Raw genomic sequence first — 14,870 nt, forward strand, 5'->3', positions numbered from 1 at the left:
AACTTTTTACTGCAAATACTAGAGGTGCCCGATGGATTCTTCACAAACAAGAGTTGCGCACTACGACGACACCGTAGTACGCCAGTTTTCTATCATGGCTGTCGTATGGGGGGTGGTCGGCATGCTGGTAGGCGTGTTCATCGCCGCCCAGCTGACCTGGCCTGAACTCAACTTCGGCATTCCATGGCTGAGCTATGGCCGGCTGCGTCCGCTGCACACCAATGCCGTGATCTTCGCATTCGGCGGCTGCGGCCTGTTCGCCACCAGCTATTACGTGGTGCAGCGCACTTGCCAGGCGGGGCTGTTTCTGCCCAAGTTGGCGGCGTTCACTTTCTGGGGCTGGCAACTGGTCATCGTAGCGGCGGCCATCAGCCTGCCGCTGGGCTATACCTCCGGCAAGGAATATGCCGAGCTGGAATGGCCGATCGACATCCTGATCGCTGCCGTGTGGGTCTCTTATGCGGTGGTGTTCTTCGGAACGATCGGCCAGCGCAAGGTGAAGCACATTTACGTGGCCAACTGGTTCTTCGGTGCGTTCATCATCGCCGTGGCGCTGCTGCACATCGTCAACAGTGCGGCCATTCCGGCGGGCTTCATGAAGAGCTACTCCGCCTACGCAGGCGTGCAGGACGCCATGGTGCAGTGGTGGTACGGCCACAACGCCGTGGGCTTCTACCTCACGACCGGCTTCCTGGGCATGATGTATTACTTCATCCCGAAGCAGGCTGGCCGTCCGGTGTACAGCTACCGCCTCTCCATCGTCCACTTCTGGGCGCTGATCTTCACGTACATGTGGGCGGGTCCGCACCACCTGCACTACACCGCGCTGCCTGACTGGACGCAATCCGTGGGCATGGTGTTCTCGCTGATCTTGCTGGCGCCCAGCTGGGGCGGCATGATCAACGGGATCATGACGCTGTCCGGCGCCTGGCACAAGCTGCGTGACGACCCCATCCTGCGCTTCCTGATCGTGTCGCTGTCGTTCTACGGCATGTCCACGTTCGAAGGACCGATGATGTCCATCAAGACCGTCAACGCGCTTTCGCACTACACCGACTGGACTGTGGGGCACGTGCACGCAGGCGCGCTAGGCTGGGTGGGTCTGATCACCATGGGTTCGCTGTATTACCTGGTGCCTCGCCTGTTTGGCAAGGAGAAGATGCACTCCATCAAGGCAATTGAACTGCACTTCTGGATGGCCACCATCGGCATCGTGCTGTACATCGCCGCCATGTGGATTGCTGGCGTGATGCAAGGTCTGATGTGGCGCGCCGTGAACCCCGACGGCACGCTGACCTATACCTTCGTGGAAAGCGTCAAGGCGACCTATCCGTTCTACGCGATCCGCTTCTTTGGCGGTCTGCTGTACCTCGGCGGTATGTTGGTGATGGCATGGAATGTCTGGGTGACGGCGATCTCCGGACGCTCCGTCAAGGTGGCCATTCCCGCCGTGAAACCCGCTCACGCCTGAAGTTCGGAGGGTCAACTACATGTCCAATACGCATAACAAAGCATCCACCGGCTTCACGCACGAGAAGGTCGAAACCAGCAACTTCCTGATGATCGTGCTGATCTTGCTGGTTGTGGCCGTCGGCGGCCTGGTGGAAATCGTTCCTCTGTTCTTTCAAAAATCGACGACTGAGGCCGTTCAAGGCGTGAAGCCTTACACGGCAGTGCAATTGATCGGACGCGATATCTACCTGCGCGAGGGTTGCTACAACTGCCACTCGCAGATGATCCGTCCGTTCCGTGCGGAAACCCTGCGTTATGGCCACTACTCGGTGGCTGGCGAGTTCGTCTACGACCATCCCTTCCAATGGGGTAGCAAGCGCACTGGGCCCGACCTGCATCGCGTGGGTGGAAAGTACAGCGATGAATGGCATCGCATTCACCTGAACAATCCGCGCGACGTGGTGCCCGAATCCAATATGCCCGCCTATCCCTGGCTGGAAAAGAACCAGATCGATCCTTCCGTCGTCGCTCCTCGCATGAAGGCATTGCGCACGGTCGGCGTCCCGTATACGGATGAGGAGATCGCCAGCGCCGCCGAGCAGGTCAAGGGCAAGACAGAGATGGATGCCGTGGTGGCCTATCTCCAGGTTTTGGGCCGTGCGCTCAAGTAATCGAGGAACTGGTCATGGACATCACCACCATGCGTATCGTGGCCACGCTGGCGTCGCTGGCGTGTTTCGTGGGCATCTGGTTCTGGGCCTTCATGCGCCGCAACCGGGCCCGGTTCGAGGAGGCAGCACAGTTGCCCTTCGCCGAGGACTGAAGAAGTCTCCACAAGAAAAGAGATAACCCATGAGCGATTTCACGAGTAACTTCTGGTCCTTCTACGTGGCCGGAATCACCATCATCGGTATCGTGGCCTGCGGCTTGCTGCTGTGGATCACGTCCCGCAAGAAGGTCGAGGCTACGGCCGACAACACCACCGGTCACGTCTGGGACGAAGACCTGACGGAAATGAACAACCCCATGCCCCGTTGGTGGATGTGGCTGTTCATCATCACGCTGGTATTCGGCGCTGGCTATCTGGCTGCCTATCCAGGATTGGGGACCTTTAAGGGTAAGTTGGGCTGGACGCAGCTGGGCGAGTACCAAGCCGAAGTGGACAAGGCTAACGCAGAGTTGCAGCCTCTGTATGCGCGGTTCGAGGCCATGCAGCCCCAAGAGATGGCGGCCGACGCAGCGGCCATGGCAATTGGTGAGCGTCTGTTCATGAACAACTGCGCGCAGTGTCATGGTTCCGATGCCCGCGGCAGCAAGGGCTTCCCCAACCTGGCCGACGGTGACTGGCTGCACGGCGGTGCGCCTGATCAGATCCAGAAGACCATCCACGATGGGCGCATTGGCGTCATGCCTCCCATGGCGGCCGCCGTGGGCTCGCCGGAAGATGTGCGCAACCTCGCCCACTATGTCCTGAGCCTGTCGGGAAGCCCGCATGACTCCCTGAAGGCGTCTCTGGGCAAGTCGAAGTTCACTGCGTGCGCTGCATGCCACGGGATGGACGGCAAGGGCAATGTGGCCCTGGGTGCCCCTAATCTGACGGATGACATCTGGCTGCATGGCTGGGGCGAAGCTGCCATCACCGCTATGATCAACAATGGCAAGACCAACGAGATGCCTGCCCAAGCGGGCAAGTTGACCGATGCACAGATCAAGGTGTTGACGGCATACGTCTGGGGTTTGTCCAATAAGGCCGGCGCCCCGCGCTGATGCTCCCTGTGCGGCCGGCTCCCCGTCGAGGGGCGCCGGCCGTTTTGCGTTTTGGAAGTTGCACTTCCTTTTTGAGATTCCACCATGAAGCCAGCCGAAGGTCAGCCCCGTAAGGTGATTCCTATCACGCCAGTGGGGGCCGAAAGTTCGCAGACCGAGGTCATTTCGCTCTATGAGGCGCAAAAGAAAATTTATCCACGCTCGATAAGTGGAGTGTTCGCCCGTTGGCGTTGGGCGATGGTGTTTCTGACACAGCTGGTTTTCTATGGCCTGCCATGGCTGGAGTGGGGCCAGCGCCAAATGGTGCTCTTTGACCTCGGAGCACGCCGTTTCTATATTTTTGGTTTGGTGCTTTACCCGCAGGACTTCATTTATCTGACGGGTTTGCTGATTATTTCCGCGCTGTCGCTTTTTCTGTTTACCGCAGTGGCGGGACGCCTGTGGTGCGGCTTCTCCTGTCCCCAGACCGTATACACGGAAATGTTCATGTGGATCGAGCACAAAGTCGAAGGCGACCGCAGTGCCCGTATGCGCCTGGACAATGGTCCGTGGACATTTGAGAAGATCTGGAAAAAAACTGTCAAGCAAGCCATTTGGATTGCGGTCGCGTTCTGGACCGGCTTCACCTTCGTGGGCTATTTCGTTCCGATTCGCGAGCTGGGGGAAGAGTTGCTGGCCCTGCAAGGAGGGTGGCAGATATTCTGGGTGATCTTCTATGGGTTGGCCACGTACGGCAACGCAGGATTCCTGCGCGAGCAGGTGTGCAAATACATGTGCCCTTATGCGCGTTTCCAAAGCGCAATGTTCGACAGGGACACGCTGGTCGTCTCTTACGATCCCGAGCGCGGCGAGCCTCGCGGGCCCCGTAACAAGACCGTAGATCACAAAGCTGCGGGACTGGGTGACTGCATCGATTGCACGCTGTGTGTCCAGGTCTGCCCAACGGGTATCGATATTCGCAACGGACTGCAATACGAATGCATTGGTTGCGGTCTCTGCGTGGACGCTTGCAATACCGTGATGGATAAGATGAAGTATCCGCGCGGGCTGATTCGCTTCTCGACGCAGAACGGCGTCAAGAACCACTGGACCCAATCGCAAATGCTCAAACGCGTGCTGCGACCCCGTGTGTTGTTCTATTCAGCGGTGCTGGTGGTGTTGTGCATTGGCATGCTGGCCAGCTTGGTGGTACGCACGCCGTTGAAGGTGGACATCGTGCGCGACCGCGCTGCGCTCTCGCGCATCGTGGCGGGAGGCAAGCTGGAAAATATCTACCGGCTGCAGATCATGAACGCCACGGAGGGGGCGCAGCGCTACACCATCAGCGCCCACGGTATGGAAGGGCTGGAAGTGGCGTCCGAGACCGTAATTGACATTGGACCGGCGGAATCCCGATGGGTGGTTGTCCGTCTTCAAATTCCGTATGGCTCAGCATCTCCTGGATCGCATACGGTGTATTTCGATATTCAAGCGCAGGGTGATAAAGCCCAAGTGGCAGAGAAATCCGTGTTCCTTGTACCCCGCTGAAGGCGGTCGTGGAATGCAAATGAACAAGCTGTGCTCATAAATGAGCGAGGAGTTGGTATAAATGCCGAGTAATTTCCCCATGAATCTGGAAGACGCAGGAAAGCCTTGGTGGACGTTTGGCCATGTCTGGCTTGTCATCGCGGGGCCGGTGATTGTCATCATTGCGGGCTTCGTGACCCTCTGGCTGGCCGTGAGCCAACCCGACCCCGTCATCGCGGAAGACTATTACCAACGGGGGTTGAACATCAACGAGACCCTGAAGGAGTCAGGAGGCGACATGACGCCTGCCATGAAGGGGCGCAACCATGCAGCTACTCCGCTGGAGGACCAACCGCGTTGACCGGCAGGGCGAGTCCTCTTTGCATGCCGGAGAACAGATGCTAGGCTGTCAACTACACCTGCTAGGAGATGGGCGAATGTGGATGCAACGATTGATGTGGATCGCGTGGCCGGCCTTTTTGATGGCGGGCGTCATGGAAATGGTGGTGTTCGCCTTCGTGGATCCAGAAGCGCTGCAGTGGTTTGATCAACCCCTGCATCTCTCGCGCGAAGGTGTGTATACCATCGCCTTCTTCACGTTCTGGTTCGTACTCATGGCTTCCAGCGCATTGACGACGCTGTTGTCACTCTCGCCCTTTGAGTTGAATCGCTGCCCCGTGCCCAAAGGGGCGCGGCCGGCTGATTGCGCCAAATACGTTTCCTGATCTTTCCGCCGATCAGTTATGAATCAGCAAAAACCCAGGCTTAATGGCAGGCTTGCTGGCTGTTGACAATGCGCTTCAGCGCATCGGTATCGACGATGCGCACATGGCGCTGTTTTACTTCCACAATACCTTCTTCCACGAACTTGGAAAACGTGCGGCTGACGGTTTCCAGTTTCAATCCCAGGTAGCTGCCGATCTCTTCGCGTGTCATGCGCAGCACCAATTCGGATTGTGAGAAACCCCGGGCATGCAAGCGTTGTACGAGATTCAACAGGAATGCGGCAAGGCGTTCCTCGGCACGCATACTCCCCAGCAACAGCATGACCCCATGCTCGCGAACAATCTCGCGGCTCATGATCTTGTGCACATGGTGCTGTAATGCCGTTACTTCGCGCGACAACTCTTCAATACGATCGAAAGGCATGACGCATACTTCGGCGTCTTCAAGCGCTACCGCATCGCAGGTGTGGCGGTCACTCACGATGCCATCCAGGCCGATGATCTCGCCAGCCATTTGAAAACCCGTCACTTGATCGCGACCGTCTTCGGTGGCGACACAGGTCTTGAAGAATCCGGTGCGGATGGCAAAAAGGGATGTGAAGGGTTCACCGTTCCGGAAAAGCGTGCCGCCACGCTTGATCTTGCGTCGTACAGCAACAATGTCATCGATGCGCTTGAGTTGCTGGTCGTCCAGACCCACGGGCATGCACAGCTCACGCAGATTGCAGTTTGAGCAGGCAACTTTGATGGTCTGGAGATTCGTATGCATGGGAACCCTGTTCATGGCTTGAGCTTACCTCTGAACGGCTGGGAGACATGGAATGCCGTAGGCCGCCGGACGACTTTGAGCCGAAGTCAAATTGTCGCCACAAGGACCTCATGGGCGCTTGATCAACGTCAAGGACTCATGGGGGACTCTACGGCACAGTGATATGAAAGTGCAAGGAATCCCGTCATGACCGTTGTTACAACAGAGCTCCTGCGTCGCTTTGACGTCCCAGGGCCGCGCTACACCTCTTATCCGACTGCTGATCGTTTTGTCGAGGCCTTTGGCGAGCGGGAATACATCCTTGCGCTGCAGCAGCGTCGCGTGGGGTCGGTAGCCAAGGCGATGCCGTTGTCGCTTTATGTCCACATCCCGTTTTGTGAATCGCTGTGCTATTACTGCGCGTGTAACAAAATCATTACCCGGCATCCGGAGCGGGCAGAGGTCTACTTGCGTTACCTCAGCCGTGAAATCGACCTGCATACGGCGCACTGCGGTGTGGGTCAGCATGTGAGCCAGCTGCATTTCGGCGGAGGCACGCCTACTTTCCTGACGGATGACGGTTTGCGCGAACTGATGGGCATGCTGAGGCGCAGTTTCGTCCTTGTTCCTGGGGGGGAGTACTCCATAGAAGTGGACCCCCGGACCGTGGATGAAGCGCGGCTGGGATTGTTGGCGGAGCTGGGTTTCAATCGCCTGAGCTTTGGCGTGCAGGATTTCGACCCTGAAGTACAAAAGGCCGTGCACCGCATTCAGCCTGCCGAAAAGGTGTTCGCGTTGGTCGATGCGGCTCGGAAGCTCGGGTTTGAATCGGTGAACGTGGATTTGATCTACGGGCTGCCGCGCCAGACACCGGAGTCGTTTGATCGCACCTTGGAGCAGGTAGCCGAGTTGCGGCCAGACCGGATCGCGCTGTATGCGTACGCTCACTTGCCAGAACGCTTCAAGTCGCAGCGACGCATCATCACGGCCGAGTTGCCCATGGCTTCGGCCAAGGTGTCCATGTTGGCCCGGTCACTTGATGTGTTCCAGGAAGCCGGCTACGTCTACGTGGGCATGGACCATTTCGCTCTGCCAGACGATGCGCTGGCGGTGGCCAAGCGGCAAGGCAGGCTGCACCGCAATTTCCAAGGCTATAGCACGCAGCCCGATTGCGACCTGATTGGTCTGGGCGTTTCTGCCATCGGGCGCGTGGGCGCTACTTACAGTCAAAATGTGAAAACGCTGGACGAGTATTACGACTGCATTAACCAGGGGCATTTGCCTGTGGTGCGCGGGCTGGCGTTGACCAAGGACGACTTGGTGCGTCGCGCAGTCATCATGGCGTTGATGTGCCAAGGTGAATTACTGTTTGAGCCGTTGGAACAGTCCTGGCTGATTGATTTCCGCAGTTATTTCGATGCGGAATTACAGCAACTGCAAGAAATGGCGGCTCAGGGCTTGGTGAAAATCAGTGATGAGGGCGTTGAAGTCACGCCCATGGGATGGTATTTCGTGCGCGGCGTGGCCATGGTGTTCGACAAGTATCTGCAGGCTGACCGTAACCGCGCTCGCTTTTCCCGGATTATTTGATCCATGCTGTGGGCGCTGGCCACGACGGCCTTCCTGATGGGGCTGATGGGAGGGGCTCACTGTTTGGCGATGTGTTCTGTTCCCTGCGCGGCGCTTACGGGGCTGGGTGGCACGCCGGACGCCACCCACACCATTCAATGGGCGTCCCGCCGCGGAATCCTCCAACGGGTAGCGCAGTTTCACGTGGGGCGCCTGATTGGCTACGGCGCCGCAGGGGCGGTGGTTGCGCTGGCTATGGAGCAACTCGCATGGCTGGGGCAAAGCACCTCGGCATTGCGCCCCCTTTGGACGCTGATGCACGTGCTCATCCTCGCGTGGGGCGGGATGATGATGGTGCAAGCGCAGCAGCCCTTGTGGGTTGAGCGGGCGGGGCGTGCTGCCTGGGCGAAGGTCAAGCCCTTGGTCTCTCGGCCTGGCGGGCTCCTGACCGCGGGTGTGGCCTGGGCGCTCCTGCCATGCGGCCTGCTGTATACCGCACTGTTGACTGCCGCTCTCAGCGGAAGCGTGCTCCGCGGAGCCTTGTGCATGGTCCTGTTTGGCGTGGGAAGCGGTGTATGGCTGGTGCTGGGGCCGTGGACATTTGGCCGCATTCGCGCTTGGATCGGCGTGAAGGGTGGGGCGTGGGGGTCTCGGCTGGCAGGTGGTGTGCTTTTTTCCCTGGGTGCATGGGCGCTATGGATGGAGGTTGTCCATGGGCAGCCGGCGCCGTGGTGCGTGCCCTGAAAGCAGCGTTTTGTGGAACCACAGCGGCTCTGCGAAGCATGCCGTGGCAAGCGAATGGTGCAAACTGAGACGCTCAGGCGTGACGTATCGCTGTCAGATCTCTACCAGCGGAAGTGACGAGTCTGTTCTCATCGACGTGGAGAAATCCAGCTACCCATCGCTGCCTTACTGGATGCGCCACCGTACGTCTGGGGCGCGCGCTGCGTATCAGTGAGGTTGCCGAAGGAATGGGAACGCCCGAACCACGCCAGGATATTTGGCATCGGTGCGACGACTACCAAGGTCTGCTCTGTGCCTTGCAGATGGGTGGGTTGCGCGCGCTGGCCGCGGAGCGCCGGATTTTCTGAGCAGGTATTGAGGTCACTGGCACTCACCCGGAGCGAGGGCGCAAGCGATTACCGGAGAAAAGGTGTCTGCGAATGCCACCGGACCGGCATCCTGAACCGGGGGTTCAGGTGGGCGAGGGCAGCCAGGCGTTGGGTTCATCTGACGCGAGATGATCACGCTCACCGGGCGATGTACCAAGCCCGTGCTCAATGAGCATTGGTTCAAGGAAATATAAAGCCCGGCAGCACCGCAGACATGTTCATTGTAGTGGGCTGCCCGTGTGCAGCCAGGGGCCAGGCTTTTACCGTAATGGTTATAGGAGGCGCCCATCCTCGCCCAGCGCCTCGTCCAGGCGCAGGAGCAACTGCTGCACGCGCTCATCGCTGTCGTGCACATGCGGCGCGACCGGGGTGGGGGCGATGCGCGCAGGGGCTGAGGCGGCTGCCAAATCGGCGGCTTCGCGGTCGGCGATCTCGAAAGCCAGGTTGAGGGCCGCCAGCACGGCGATGCGCTCGCGCGCGCGTACCTTGCCCGCGTCACGGATGCGCGTCATGGCGGTATCCACGCGCTCGACCGCCTCCAGCAGGCGCGACTCCTGGCCGTCCGGGCAGGCCAGGAGATAGCTTTGCTGGAGGATCTGTACCTCGATCTGCTTCATGGCGCGTCTTTCGTCTCGGCAGTGCCGGGGAGTTCGGGCTCGGCAGGCAGGCGGTCCAGCAATGCGTTTACGCGGGCACGGGCCGCCTGCAGGCGGGATTGGAGGGAATCGCGCTCCTGGGTGAGCGCCGCGACCTGTTGCGCCAACAGGGCATTGGTGCGCTGCAACTCGGCATGGCGCAGCAGCAGCCGCTCAACGCGCTCGGCGATCTGGTCGATGGAAGAGGGGGAGGCCATACGCTGCCGATTGTAGGGATCGGCGTGCGAACCATCGTAAAATTGCGCAGTTGGTGCTAGCGGCGTGGTTCACATGCCGCAGTTCAACGGGAAGCAGGGAGGGGCCCTCCGCCATGGAGTGCGTCCTGTGCCTGCGCTGCCCCCGCAACGGTCAGCGGATGAGCCGTACCTCGGCTCCCTCTTCATTGACAAGCCACTGAGCGCCTTGAACAAGCGTTTGGGAAGGCGATGCAGAGCGTTCCGCCAGCCCGGATACCGGCCAACGAGGTGGCTCCGCGTTTCCTTTTGTGAAACCTGGGCCGTTATGCCCAGGTGCCGACGGGGAGGTCGGCCGTGGCGATCTCTCTGTTTGCCCCACATGACAAACACCCGTCCGTTCAATGTGCGCTTGAGTGCGCTTTCCGTGCACGCGCGCGTCGCCGTGCTGCCGCTGGCGCTGGCCGCCGCTTTCCCCGCCGTGTCCCAGACCCTGCTGGCCCAGGCAGCCACAGAACCCCAACTGCGTGAAACCGTCATCACGGCAACCCGCGTGGCCCGGCCGCTGGCCGACATCGTGTCCGATGTGTCCGTCATCGACCGTGAAACCATCGAGGCCAGCGGCGCGGTAGGCGTCATTGACGTGATCTCGCGCCTGCCAGGCGTGCAGATCACGCGCAATGGCGGCCAGGGCAGCAGTGGCAGCGTCTACCTGCGCGGAGCGGAGTCGCGCTTTACCGCCGTGTACCTGGACGGCGTGCGCCTGGACTCGCAATCCACCGGCGGCGTGGTGTGGGAGCAAATCCCGTTGTCGCAGATCGACCGCATCGAGGTCGTGCGCGGGCCAGCGGCTGCTGTGTACGGCTCGGATGCCATGGGAGGCGTGATCCAGCTCTTCACCAAAAAGGGCGAGGGTGCGCCGGCGCCCTACGTGGGCGTGGGCCTGGGCAACCAGGGCACGCGGACGGTGCAGGCCGGCGTGAGTGGCGGCACCGAGCAGGTGGACTATGCGTTGGGGCTGTCGCATGAGCGCGCCGATGGCTTCAGTGCCCGCGTAGGCTCCGCCTACAACCCGGACAAAGACGGCTACCGCCGCACCTCTGCCAATGCCCGACTGGGCGTGCAGTTCGACACGACCCATCGCCTGGAGGGCACGCTGCTCGCCAGCAACCTCAACTCGCAGTACGACGGCAGCAAAACGGCCGACGACCGCAATCACCACCAATTGCGCACGGCCAGCCTGGCATGGCTGGCCAAGTGGAGCGACGTGTACAGCACGCGCTTGCAGGTCACGCAGGGGCAGAGTGAATACAGCACCCGGCCCAACTTCTACATGACCGAGACCACGCTGCACAATTACCTGCTGCAAAACGAGTGGCGCCTGGGCGCGCATCTGTTCACAGCCGCGCTGGAGCGCCGCGAGGACGAACTGCACAACCCCGCCACCGAGTTCGTGGGCGACCTCCAGCGTGACCGCTCACAGAACGCGCTCGCGCTGGGCTATGGCCTGAACCAGGGCGCCCATACGCTGCAGGCCAACCTGCGCTATGACGACGACAGCGAGTTCGGCGGCAAAAGCACGGGCAGCCTGTCCTATGGCTACGCCATTACGCCGCAGTGGCGCGTCACCGCAGCGGCCGGCACGTCCTTCCGCGCACCCACGCTCTACCACCGCTTCAGCGAATACGGCGCGCCCGACCTGCAGCCCGAGAAGGGGCGCAACGTGGAACTGGGCGCGCGGTGGACGCAAGGAGAGAGCAGCGTGGGTGTCGTGGCGTACCGCAACCGCGTCAGCAACCTCATCAATTTCGGCGCCGCGGGCCGCTGTGATTCCAGCTTCGGCTGCTACGAGAACGTGGGGCGCGCCGAGTACAAGGGCGTGACGCTGTCGGCCGCGCACCGCATCGCGGGCGTGTCGCTGCATGGCTCCATCGACTGGCAGAACCCGCGTGACCTGGACAGCGGCAAACTGCTGGCGCGCCGTGCCAAGCGCTACGCCACGCTGGGTGCCGACACCCTGGTGGCAGGCTGGACGCTGGGGGCGGAGCTCTACGCATCTGCGCGCCGGTACGACAACGCGGCCAACACCAACGTACTGGGCGGCTACACCACGCTCAACCTCTACACCAGCAAGCGCGTGGCGCGCGACGTGACGCTGCTGGCCCGCGTCGACAACCTGGCCGACAAGGACTACCAGTTGGCGCGCACCTACGCCACCGGCGGCCGCACGTTCTACGTGGGCCTGAAGTGGGCGCCGCAGTAACGCCATCACCGACTGCCACACCATGAGCCGCTGTCCCGCCCTGGTCATCGCCGCGCCCGCCTCTGGGCAGGGCAAGACCACCGTCACCGCCGCTTTGGCGCGCCTGCACACACGCCAAGGCCGGCGCGTGCGGGTGTTCAAGTGTGGGCCCGACTTCCTGGACCCGCACTGGCACCAATTGGCCAGCGGCGCCCCCGTGCACCAGCTCGATCTGTGGATGACCGGCGCGACAGACTGCGCGCAGCGCCTGCGCGCCGCGGCGGCCGAAGCAGACCTGCTGCTCATCGAAGGGGTGATGGGATTGTTCGACGGCGAGCACAGCGTGGGCGACCTGGCGCAGCGCTTCGGCATACCGGTGCTTGCGGTGGTGGATGCCTCTGCCATGGGGGGCACGCTGGGCGCCATCGTGCATGGGCTGCGGCACTACCGTGCGGGCCTGCCATGGGCCGGTGTCTTGGCCAACCGTGTGGCGGGCGACCGCCATGCGCAGATGCTGCGGGACGGCTTGGCCGACGCTGCGGACTGGCTGGGTGCGCTGCCACGGGTCGTGGGTGACGCTGCGGGCGGGAGGGAGCCTGGTGGCCTTCTGCCCGAGCGGCACCTGGGACTGGTGGCAGCGCACGAACTGCCCGATGCCCTGCAGCGGCTGGACGCCGTGGCCGATGCGCTGGCCGGCACGCCCCTGGGCCGCATGTCCGCTGCGGACCTGCAGCGCTGGGCGGTGGACTTCGGCGGCACGCCCGTGGGCCGTGCCGCCATCACGCCGCTGCTGGCGGGCCGCACTGTGGCCGTGGCGGCGGATGAGGCTTTCTGCTTCATCTACGAAGCCAATATCGACACCCTGCAGCAGCTGGGCGCGCGCGTGGTGCGCTTTTCGCCGCTGCGCGACGCTGCGCTGCCAGCCTGCGACGCGCTGTGGCTGCCCGGCGGCTACCCCGAGCTGCACGCCGATGCGCTGGCCACCAATACGGCCATGCGCGGCAGCCTGCAGGCGCACGTGGCGGCGGGTCGGCCCGTGTGGGCGGAGTGCGGCGGCATGATGGCGCTGCTGGAGTCCATCACCCTGGCCGACGGGCGCCGCGTGCCCCTGTGGGGGCTGCTGCCGGGTCATGCCACCATGCAGCGGCGCCTGGCCGCGCTGGGGCCGCGCGCGCTGCGCATGGGCACGCATGAGTTGCGCGGCCACACCTTTCACTACTCGGTCACCGACAGCCCGGCCGCCGTGTGCGCACGCGCCCAGCGTCCCGATCACGCAGGGGCACCGGACGGCGGTGAAGCCGTGTACCGCCACGGCAGCATCCACGCGAGTTACTTTCACGCATGGTTTGCGTCCAGCCCGCAGGCGACCGCAGCCTTGCTGGGCGCGGAGGCGGGGCCATGAACGCGGCGCCGCAGACCATCGCCCGCAGTGAACTCATCCTGGGTGGACAAAAGAGCGGCAAGTCGCGCCGCGCCGAACTGCTGGCGCGCCAGTGGCTGCAGGCCGCGCCGGCACACCGCGCGTTGCTGCTGGCCACCGGCCAGCCGTGGGACGACGAGATGCGTGCGCGCATTGCCCGCCACCAGCGCGAGCGTGCCGAGCGTGTGCCCGGCCTGCAGACCGTGGAAGAGCCGCGCGATCTGGCCCACGCCCTGGCGTGCCACAGCACCCCACAGACCCTCATCGTCGTGGACTGCCTCACCCTGTGGCTCACCAACTGGCTCATGCCGGCCGATCCCCAAGATGTAGAGCAAAAACAGCCTCTAGCGCCCGACTGGAAAGCGCAGGCAGCTCACTTTTTTGAAGCATTGACGCATGCGCCCGGCCCCGTGGTGCTGGTGGGCAACGAGATCGGCCTGGGCGTGATCCCCCTGGGGCGCGAAGTGCGCGCCTTCGTGGACGCGCTGGGCGCCCTGAACCAGCGCGCGGCGGCAGCCTGCCAGCGCGTCACGCTGATGGCGGCGGGTCTGCCGCTTACCCTGAAGGACGCACCATGATGCCTCTTCGCTGGCGCCGCCAGCTTGCTGCCGCCGGCTGGCTGCTGGGCCTGCTGCTGGCCTTGCCCAGCGCCCACGCGGTAACCATCACCGACGACCGGGGCCGCGCGCTGCGATTCGACCAGCCGCCCCAGCGCATCGTGAGCCTGCTGCCGTCGCTGACCGAGAGCGTGTGCGAGCTGCAGCGCTGTGAGCGCCTGGTGGGGGTGGACCGCTACTCCAACTGGCCCGCGTCCGTGCGGCGCCTGCCCCAGGTGGGCGGCGGGCTGGACCCGAACATCGAGGCCATCGTCGCGCTGCGCCCGGACGTGGTACTGCTGTCGGTCAGCAGCCGCGTCAGCGACCGGCTGGAGGCGCTGGGCGTGAAGGTGCTGGCGCTGGACCACAAGACCCATGCGGACGTGCGCCGCGTGCTGGGGGTGCTGGGTGAACTGCTGGCCGTTCCGCCGGAGCACGGCGCGGAGCGCGTGTGGCGCGTGATCGATGCCGCCGTGCAGGCCGCCGCGCAGTCGCTGCCGCAGCGCGCGCGCGGGGCGCGGGTGTTCTTCGAGGTCAGCCGCGGCCCCTATGCGGCGGGGGCCAGTTCGTTCATCGGCGAGACGCTGGTGCGCCTGGGCGCGCGCAACGTGGTCCCGCCCGAGCTGGGGCCCTTTCCGCGCCTCAATCCCGAGTTCGTCCTGCGCGCACAGCCCGACGTGCTGATGGTGGCGAACCGCAGCATGCAGCCCATGACCCAATACCCAGGGTGGAACCACCTGGCCGCGGTCAAGGCGGGCCGCGTGTGCGACTTCGGCCCCGAACTGTCAGACGTGGTGGTGCGCCCCGGCCCGCGCATGGCCGAGGCCGCGCGCATCATGGCCCGTTGCCTGGCGGAGAAGTACGAATGAGCGCGCGCCTCCCGCAGCCCTCTACCATGGTGGCG

At 62.9% G+C, this 14,870-nt stretch carries 16 protein-coding genes, 1 other RNA gene and 1 riboswitch; of the genes, 13 read left to right on the forward strand and 4 right to left on the reverse strand.

Translation table 11 applies throughout. The features are described 5' to 3' along the window. Nucleotides 1-31: 31 nt before the first annotated feature. From ccoN to PCQ86_RS06020, 7 genes are all read left to right on the forward strand, one after another. The gene (gene ccoN / locus PCQ86_RS05990) at nucleotides 32-1,471 is read left to right on the forward strand and encodes a cytochrome-c oxidase, cbb3-type subunit I (protein ID WP_103737280.1); all 1,440 of its coding nucleotides are present in this window, start codon (nucleotides 32-34) and stop codon (nucleotides 1,469-1,471) included. Between the two features lie 19 nt (nucleotides 1,472-1,490). After that, nucleotides 1,491-2,123 (forward strand): cytochrome-c oxidase, cbb3-type subunit II, encoded by a 633-nt coding sequence (ccoO, locus tag PCQ86_RS05995; RefSeq protein WP_011804520.1) that lies wholly within the window; start codon nucleotides 1,491-1,493, stop codon nucleotides 2,121-2,123. Between the two features lie 14 nt (nucleotides 2,124-2,137). Next, nucleotides 2,138-2,275, forward strand: a complete 138-nt coding sequence (locus PCQ86_RS06000; RefSeq protein ID WP_011804521.1) for a cbb3-type cytochrome oxidase subunit 3 — start codon at nucleotides 2,138-2,140, stop codon at nucleotides 2,273-2,275. Nucleotides 2,276-2,304: 29 nt separating this feature from the next. Then, nucleotides 2,305-3,219 carry a cytochrome-c oxidase, cbb3-type subunit III gene (gene ccoP, locus PCQ86_RS06005; protein ID WP_011804522.1) on the forward strand — a complete coding sequence of 305 codons (915 nt, stop codon included), beginning with the start codon at nucleotides 2,305-2,307 and terminating at the stop codon, nucleotides 3,217-3,219. An 84-nt stretch (nucleotides 3,220-3,303) separates the two neighbouring features. Further along, nucleotides 3,304-4,746 carry a cytochrome c oxidase accessory protein CcoG gene (gene ccoG / locus PCQ86_RS06010; protein WP_270175082.1) on the forward strand — a complete coding sequence of 481 codons (1,443 nt, stop codon included), beginning with the start codon at nucleotides 3,304-3,306 and terminating at the stop codon, nucleotides 4,744-4,746. Nucleotides 4,747-4,807: 61 nt separating this feature from the next. Then, on the forward strand, nucleotides 4,808-5,086 hold the full coding sequence (locus tag PCQ86_RS06015) for a FixH family protein (protein ID WP_270175083.1): 279 nt from the start codon (nucleotides 4,808-4,810) through the stop codon (nucleotides 5,084-5,086). Between the two features lie 76 nt (nucleotides 5,087-5,162). Next, on the forward strand, nucleotides 5,163-5,450 hold the full coding sequence (locus PCQ86_RS06020) for a hypothetical protein (protein WP_015912721.1): 288 nt from the start codon (nucleotides 5,163-5,165) through the stop codon (nucleotides 5,448-5,450). A 40-nt stretch (nucleotides 5,451-5,490) separates the two neighbouring features. Here the strand turns inward: PCQ86_RS06020 and fnr are convergent, their stop codons facing one another. Then, nucleotides 5,491-6,234 (reverse strand): fumarate/nitrate reduction transcriptional regulator Fnr, encoded by a 744-nt coding sequence (fnr, locus tag PCQ86_RS06025; RefSeq protein WP_011804526.1) that lies wholly within the window; start codon nucleotides 6,232-6,234, stop codon nucleotides 5,491-5,493. A 171-nt stretch (nucleotides 6,235-6,405) separates the two neighbouring features. On the opposite strand from fnr, the gene hemN reads away from it, so the two are divergent. Both hemN and PCQ86_RS06035 read left to right on the forward strand, forming a co-directional pair. Beyond that, nucleotides 6,406-7,788: an oxygen-independent coproporphyrinogen III oxidase gene (hemN, locus tag PCQ86_RS06030; protein WP_011804527.1), complete on the forward strand. Its 1,383-nt coding sequence runs from the start codon at nucleotides 6,406-6,408 to the stop codon at nucleotides 7,786-7,788. A gap of 3 nt (nucleotides 7,789-7,791) precedes the next feature. Beyond that, nucleotides 7,792-8,511, forward strand: a complete 720-nt coding sequence (locus PCQ86_RS06035) for a sulfite exporter TauE/SafE family protein (protein WP_088887414.1) — start codon at nucleotides 7,792-7,794, stop codon at nucleotides 8,509-8,511. 406 nt (nucleotides 8,512-8,917) lie between these two features. On the opposite strand, the gene ssrS is transcribed toward PCQ86_RS06035, so the two are convergent. The 3 genes from ssrS to PCQ86_RS06045 all read right to left on the reverse strand — a co-directional run bounded on the left by ssrS (nucleotide 8,918) and on the right by PCQ86_RS06045 (nucleotide 9,732). Further along, a non-coding RNA gene (gene ssrS, locus PCQ86_RS19835) (6S RNA) lies at nucleotides 8,918-9,097 on the reverse strand. Between the two features lie 54 nt (nucleotides 9,098-9,151). Next, nucleotides 9,152-9,496 carry a cell division protein ZapA gene (locus PCQ86_RS06040; protein WP_011804529.1) on the reverse strand — a complete coding sequence of 115 codons (345 nt, stop codon included), beginning with the start codon at nucleotides 9,494-9,496 and terminating at the stop codon, nucleotides 9,152-9,154. Then, nucleotides 9,493-9,732 carry a hypothetical protein gene (locus PCQ86_RS06045; RefSeq protein WP_015912724.1) on the reverse strand — a complete coding sequence of 80 codons (240 nt, stop codon included), beginning with the start codon at nucleotides 9,730-9,732 and terminating at the stop codon, nucleotides 9,493-9,495. Before PCQ86_RS06045 ends, PCQ86_RS06040 begins: the two co-directional genes overlap by 4 nt. A 34-nt stretch (nucleotides 9,733-9,766) precedes the next feature. Continuing rightward, nucleotides 9,767-10,010, forward strand: a riboswitch (cobalamin riboswitch). A gap of 80 nt (nucleotides 10,011-10,090) precedes the next feature. Here PCQ86_RS06045 and PCQ86_RS06050 point away from each other — a divergent pair. From PCQ86_RS06050 to PCQ86_RS06065, 4 genes are read left to right on the forward strand one after another with little or no spacing between them, the layout of a single operon-like run. After that, the gene (locus PCQ86_RS06050; protein WP_172206543.1) at nucleotides 10,091-11,971 is read left to right on the forward strand and encodes a TonB-dependent receptor domain-containing protein; all 1,881 of its coding nucleotides are present in this window, start codon (nucleotides 10,091-10,093) and stop codon (nucleotides 11,969-11,971) included. A gap of 22 nt (nucleotides 11,972-11,993) precedes the next feature. After that, nucleotides 11,994-13,352 (forward strand): cobyrinate a,c-diamide synthase, encoded by a 1,359-nt coding sequence (locus PCQ86_RS06055; protein WP_270175084.1) that lies wholly within the window; start codon nucleotides 11,994-11,996, stop codon nucleotides 13,350-13,352. Beyond that, entirely contained in the window at nucleotides 13,349-13,948 is a 600-nt protein-coding gene (locus PCQ86_RS06060) for a bifunctional adenosylcobinamide kinase/adenosylcobinamide-phosphate guanylyltransferase (RefSeq protein WP_270175085.1), read from the forward strand. The genes PCQ86_RS06055 and PCQ86_RS06060 overlap by 4 nt, the downstream gene beginning before the upstream one ends. After that, a complete protein-coding gene (locus PCQ86_RS06065; RefSeq protein ID WP_123675174.1) occupies nucleotides 13,945-14,835 on the forward strand; it encodes an ABC transporter substrate-binding protein in 891 nt (296 codons plus the stop codon). The genes PCQ86_RS06060 and PCQ86_RS06065 overlap by 4 nt, the downstream gene beginning before the upstream one ends. The last annotated feature ends 35 nt before the right edge of the window (nucleotides 14,836-14,870 follow it).

Origin of the sequence: Diaphorobacter sp. ED-3, assembly GCF_027625375.1 — a bacterium.
In the GTDB taxonomy this organism is placed as follows: Bacteria; Pseudomonadota; Gammaproteobacteria; order Burkholderiales; family Burkholderiaceae_C; genus Diaphorobacter; species Diaphorobacter nitroreducens.

Coding starts and splice junctions, on each gene's coding strand:
- ccoN (WP_103737280.1), top strand. CDS start 32: ATGGATTCTTCACAAACAAGAGTTGCGCACTACGACGACACCGTAGTA.
- ccoO (WP_011804520.1), top strand. CDS start 1,491: ATGTCCAATACGCATAACAAAGCATCCACCGGCTTCACGCACGAGAAG.
- PCQ86_RS06000 (WP_011804521.1), top strand. CDS start 2,138: ATGGACATCACCACCATGCGTATCGTGGCCACGCTGGCGTCGCTGGCG.
- ccoP (WP_011804522.1), top strand. CDS start 2,305: ATGAGCGATTTCACGAGTAACTTCTGGTCCTTCTACGTGGCCGGAATC.
- ccoG (WP_270175082.1), top strand. CDS start 3,304: ATGAAGCCAGCCGAAGGTCAGCCCCGTAAGGTGATTCCTATCACGCCA.
- PCQ86_RS06015 (WP_270175083.1), top strand. CDS start 4,808: ATGCCGAGTAATTTCCCCATGAATCTGGAAGACGCAGGAAAGCCTTGG.
- PCQ86_RS06020 (WP_015912721.1), top strand. CDS start 5,163: ATGTGGATGCAACGATTGATGTGGATCGCGTGGCCGGCCTTTTTGATG.
- fnr (WP_011804526.1), bottom strand. CDS start 6,234: ATGAACAGGGTTCCCATGCATACGAATCTCCAGACCATCAAAGTTGCC.
- hemN (WP_011804527.1), top strand. CDS start 6,406: ATGACCGTTGTTACAACAGAGCTCCTGCGTCGCTTTGACGTCCCAGGG.
- PCQ86_RS06035 (WP_088887414.1), top strand. CDS start 7,792: ATGCTGTGGGCGCTGGCCACGACGGCCTTCCTGATGGGGCTGATGGGA.
- PCQ86_RS06040 (WP_011804529.1), bottom strand. CDS start 9,496: ATGAAGCAGATCGAGGTACAGATCCTCCAGCAAAGCTATCTCCTGGCC.
- PCQ86_RS06045 (WP_015912724.1), bottom strand. CDS start 9,732: ATGGCCTCCCCCTCTTCCATCGACCAGATCGCCGAGCGCGTTGAGCGG.
- PCQ86_RS06050 (WP_172206543.1), top strand. CDS start 10,091: ATGACAAACACCCGTCCGTTCAATGTGCGCTTGAGTGCGCTTTCCGTG.
- PCQ86_RS06055 (WP_270175084.1), top strand. CDS start 11,994: ATGAGCCGCTGTCCCGCCCTGGTCATCGCCGCGCCCGCCTCTGGGCAG.
- PCQ86_RS06060 (WP_270175085.1), top strand. CDS start 13,349: ATGAACGCGGCGCCGCAGACCATCGCCCGCAGTGAACTCATCCTGGGT.
- PCQ86_RS06065 (WP_123675174.1), top strand. CDS start 13,945: ATGATGCCTCTTCGCTGGCGCCGCCAGCTTGCTGCCGCCGGCTGGCTG.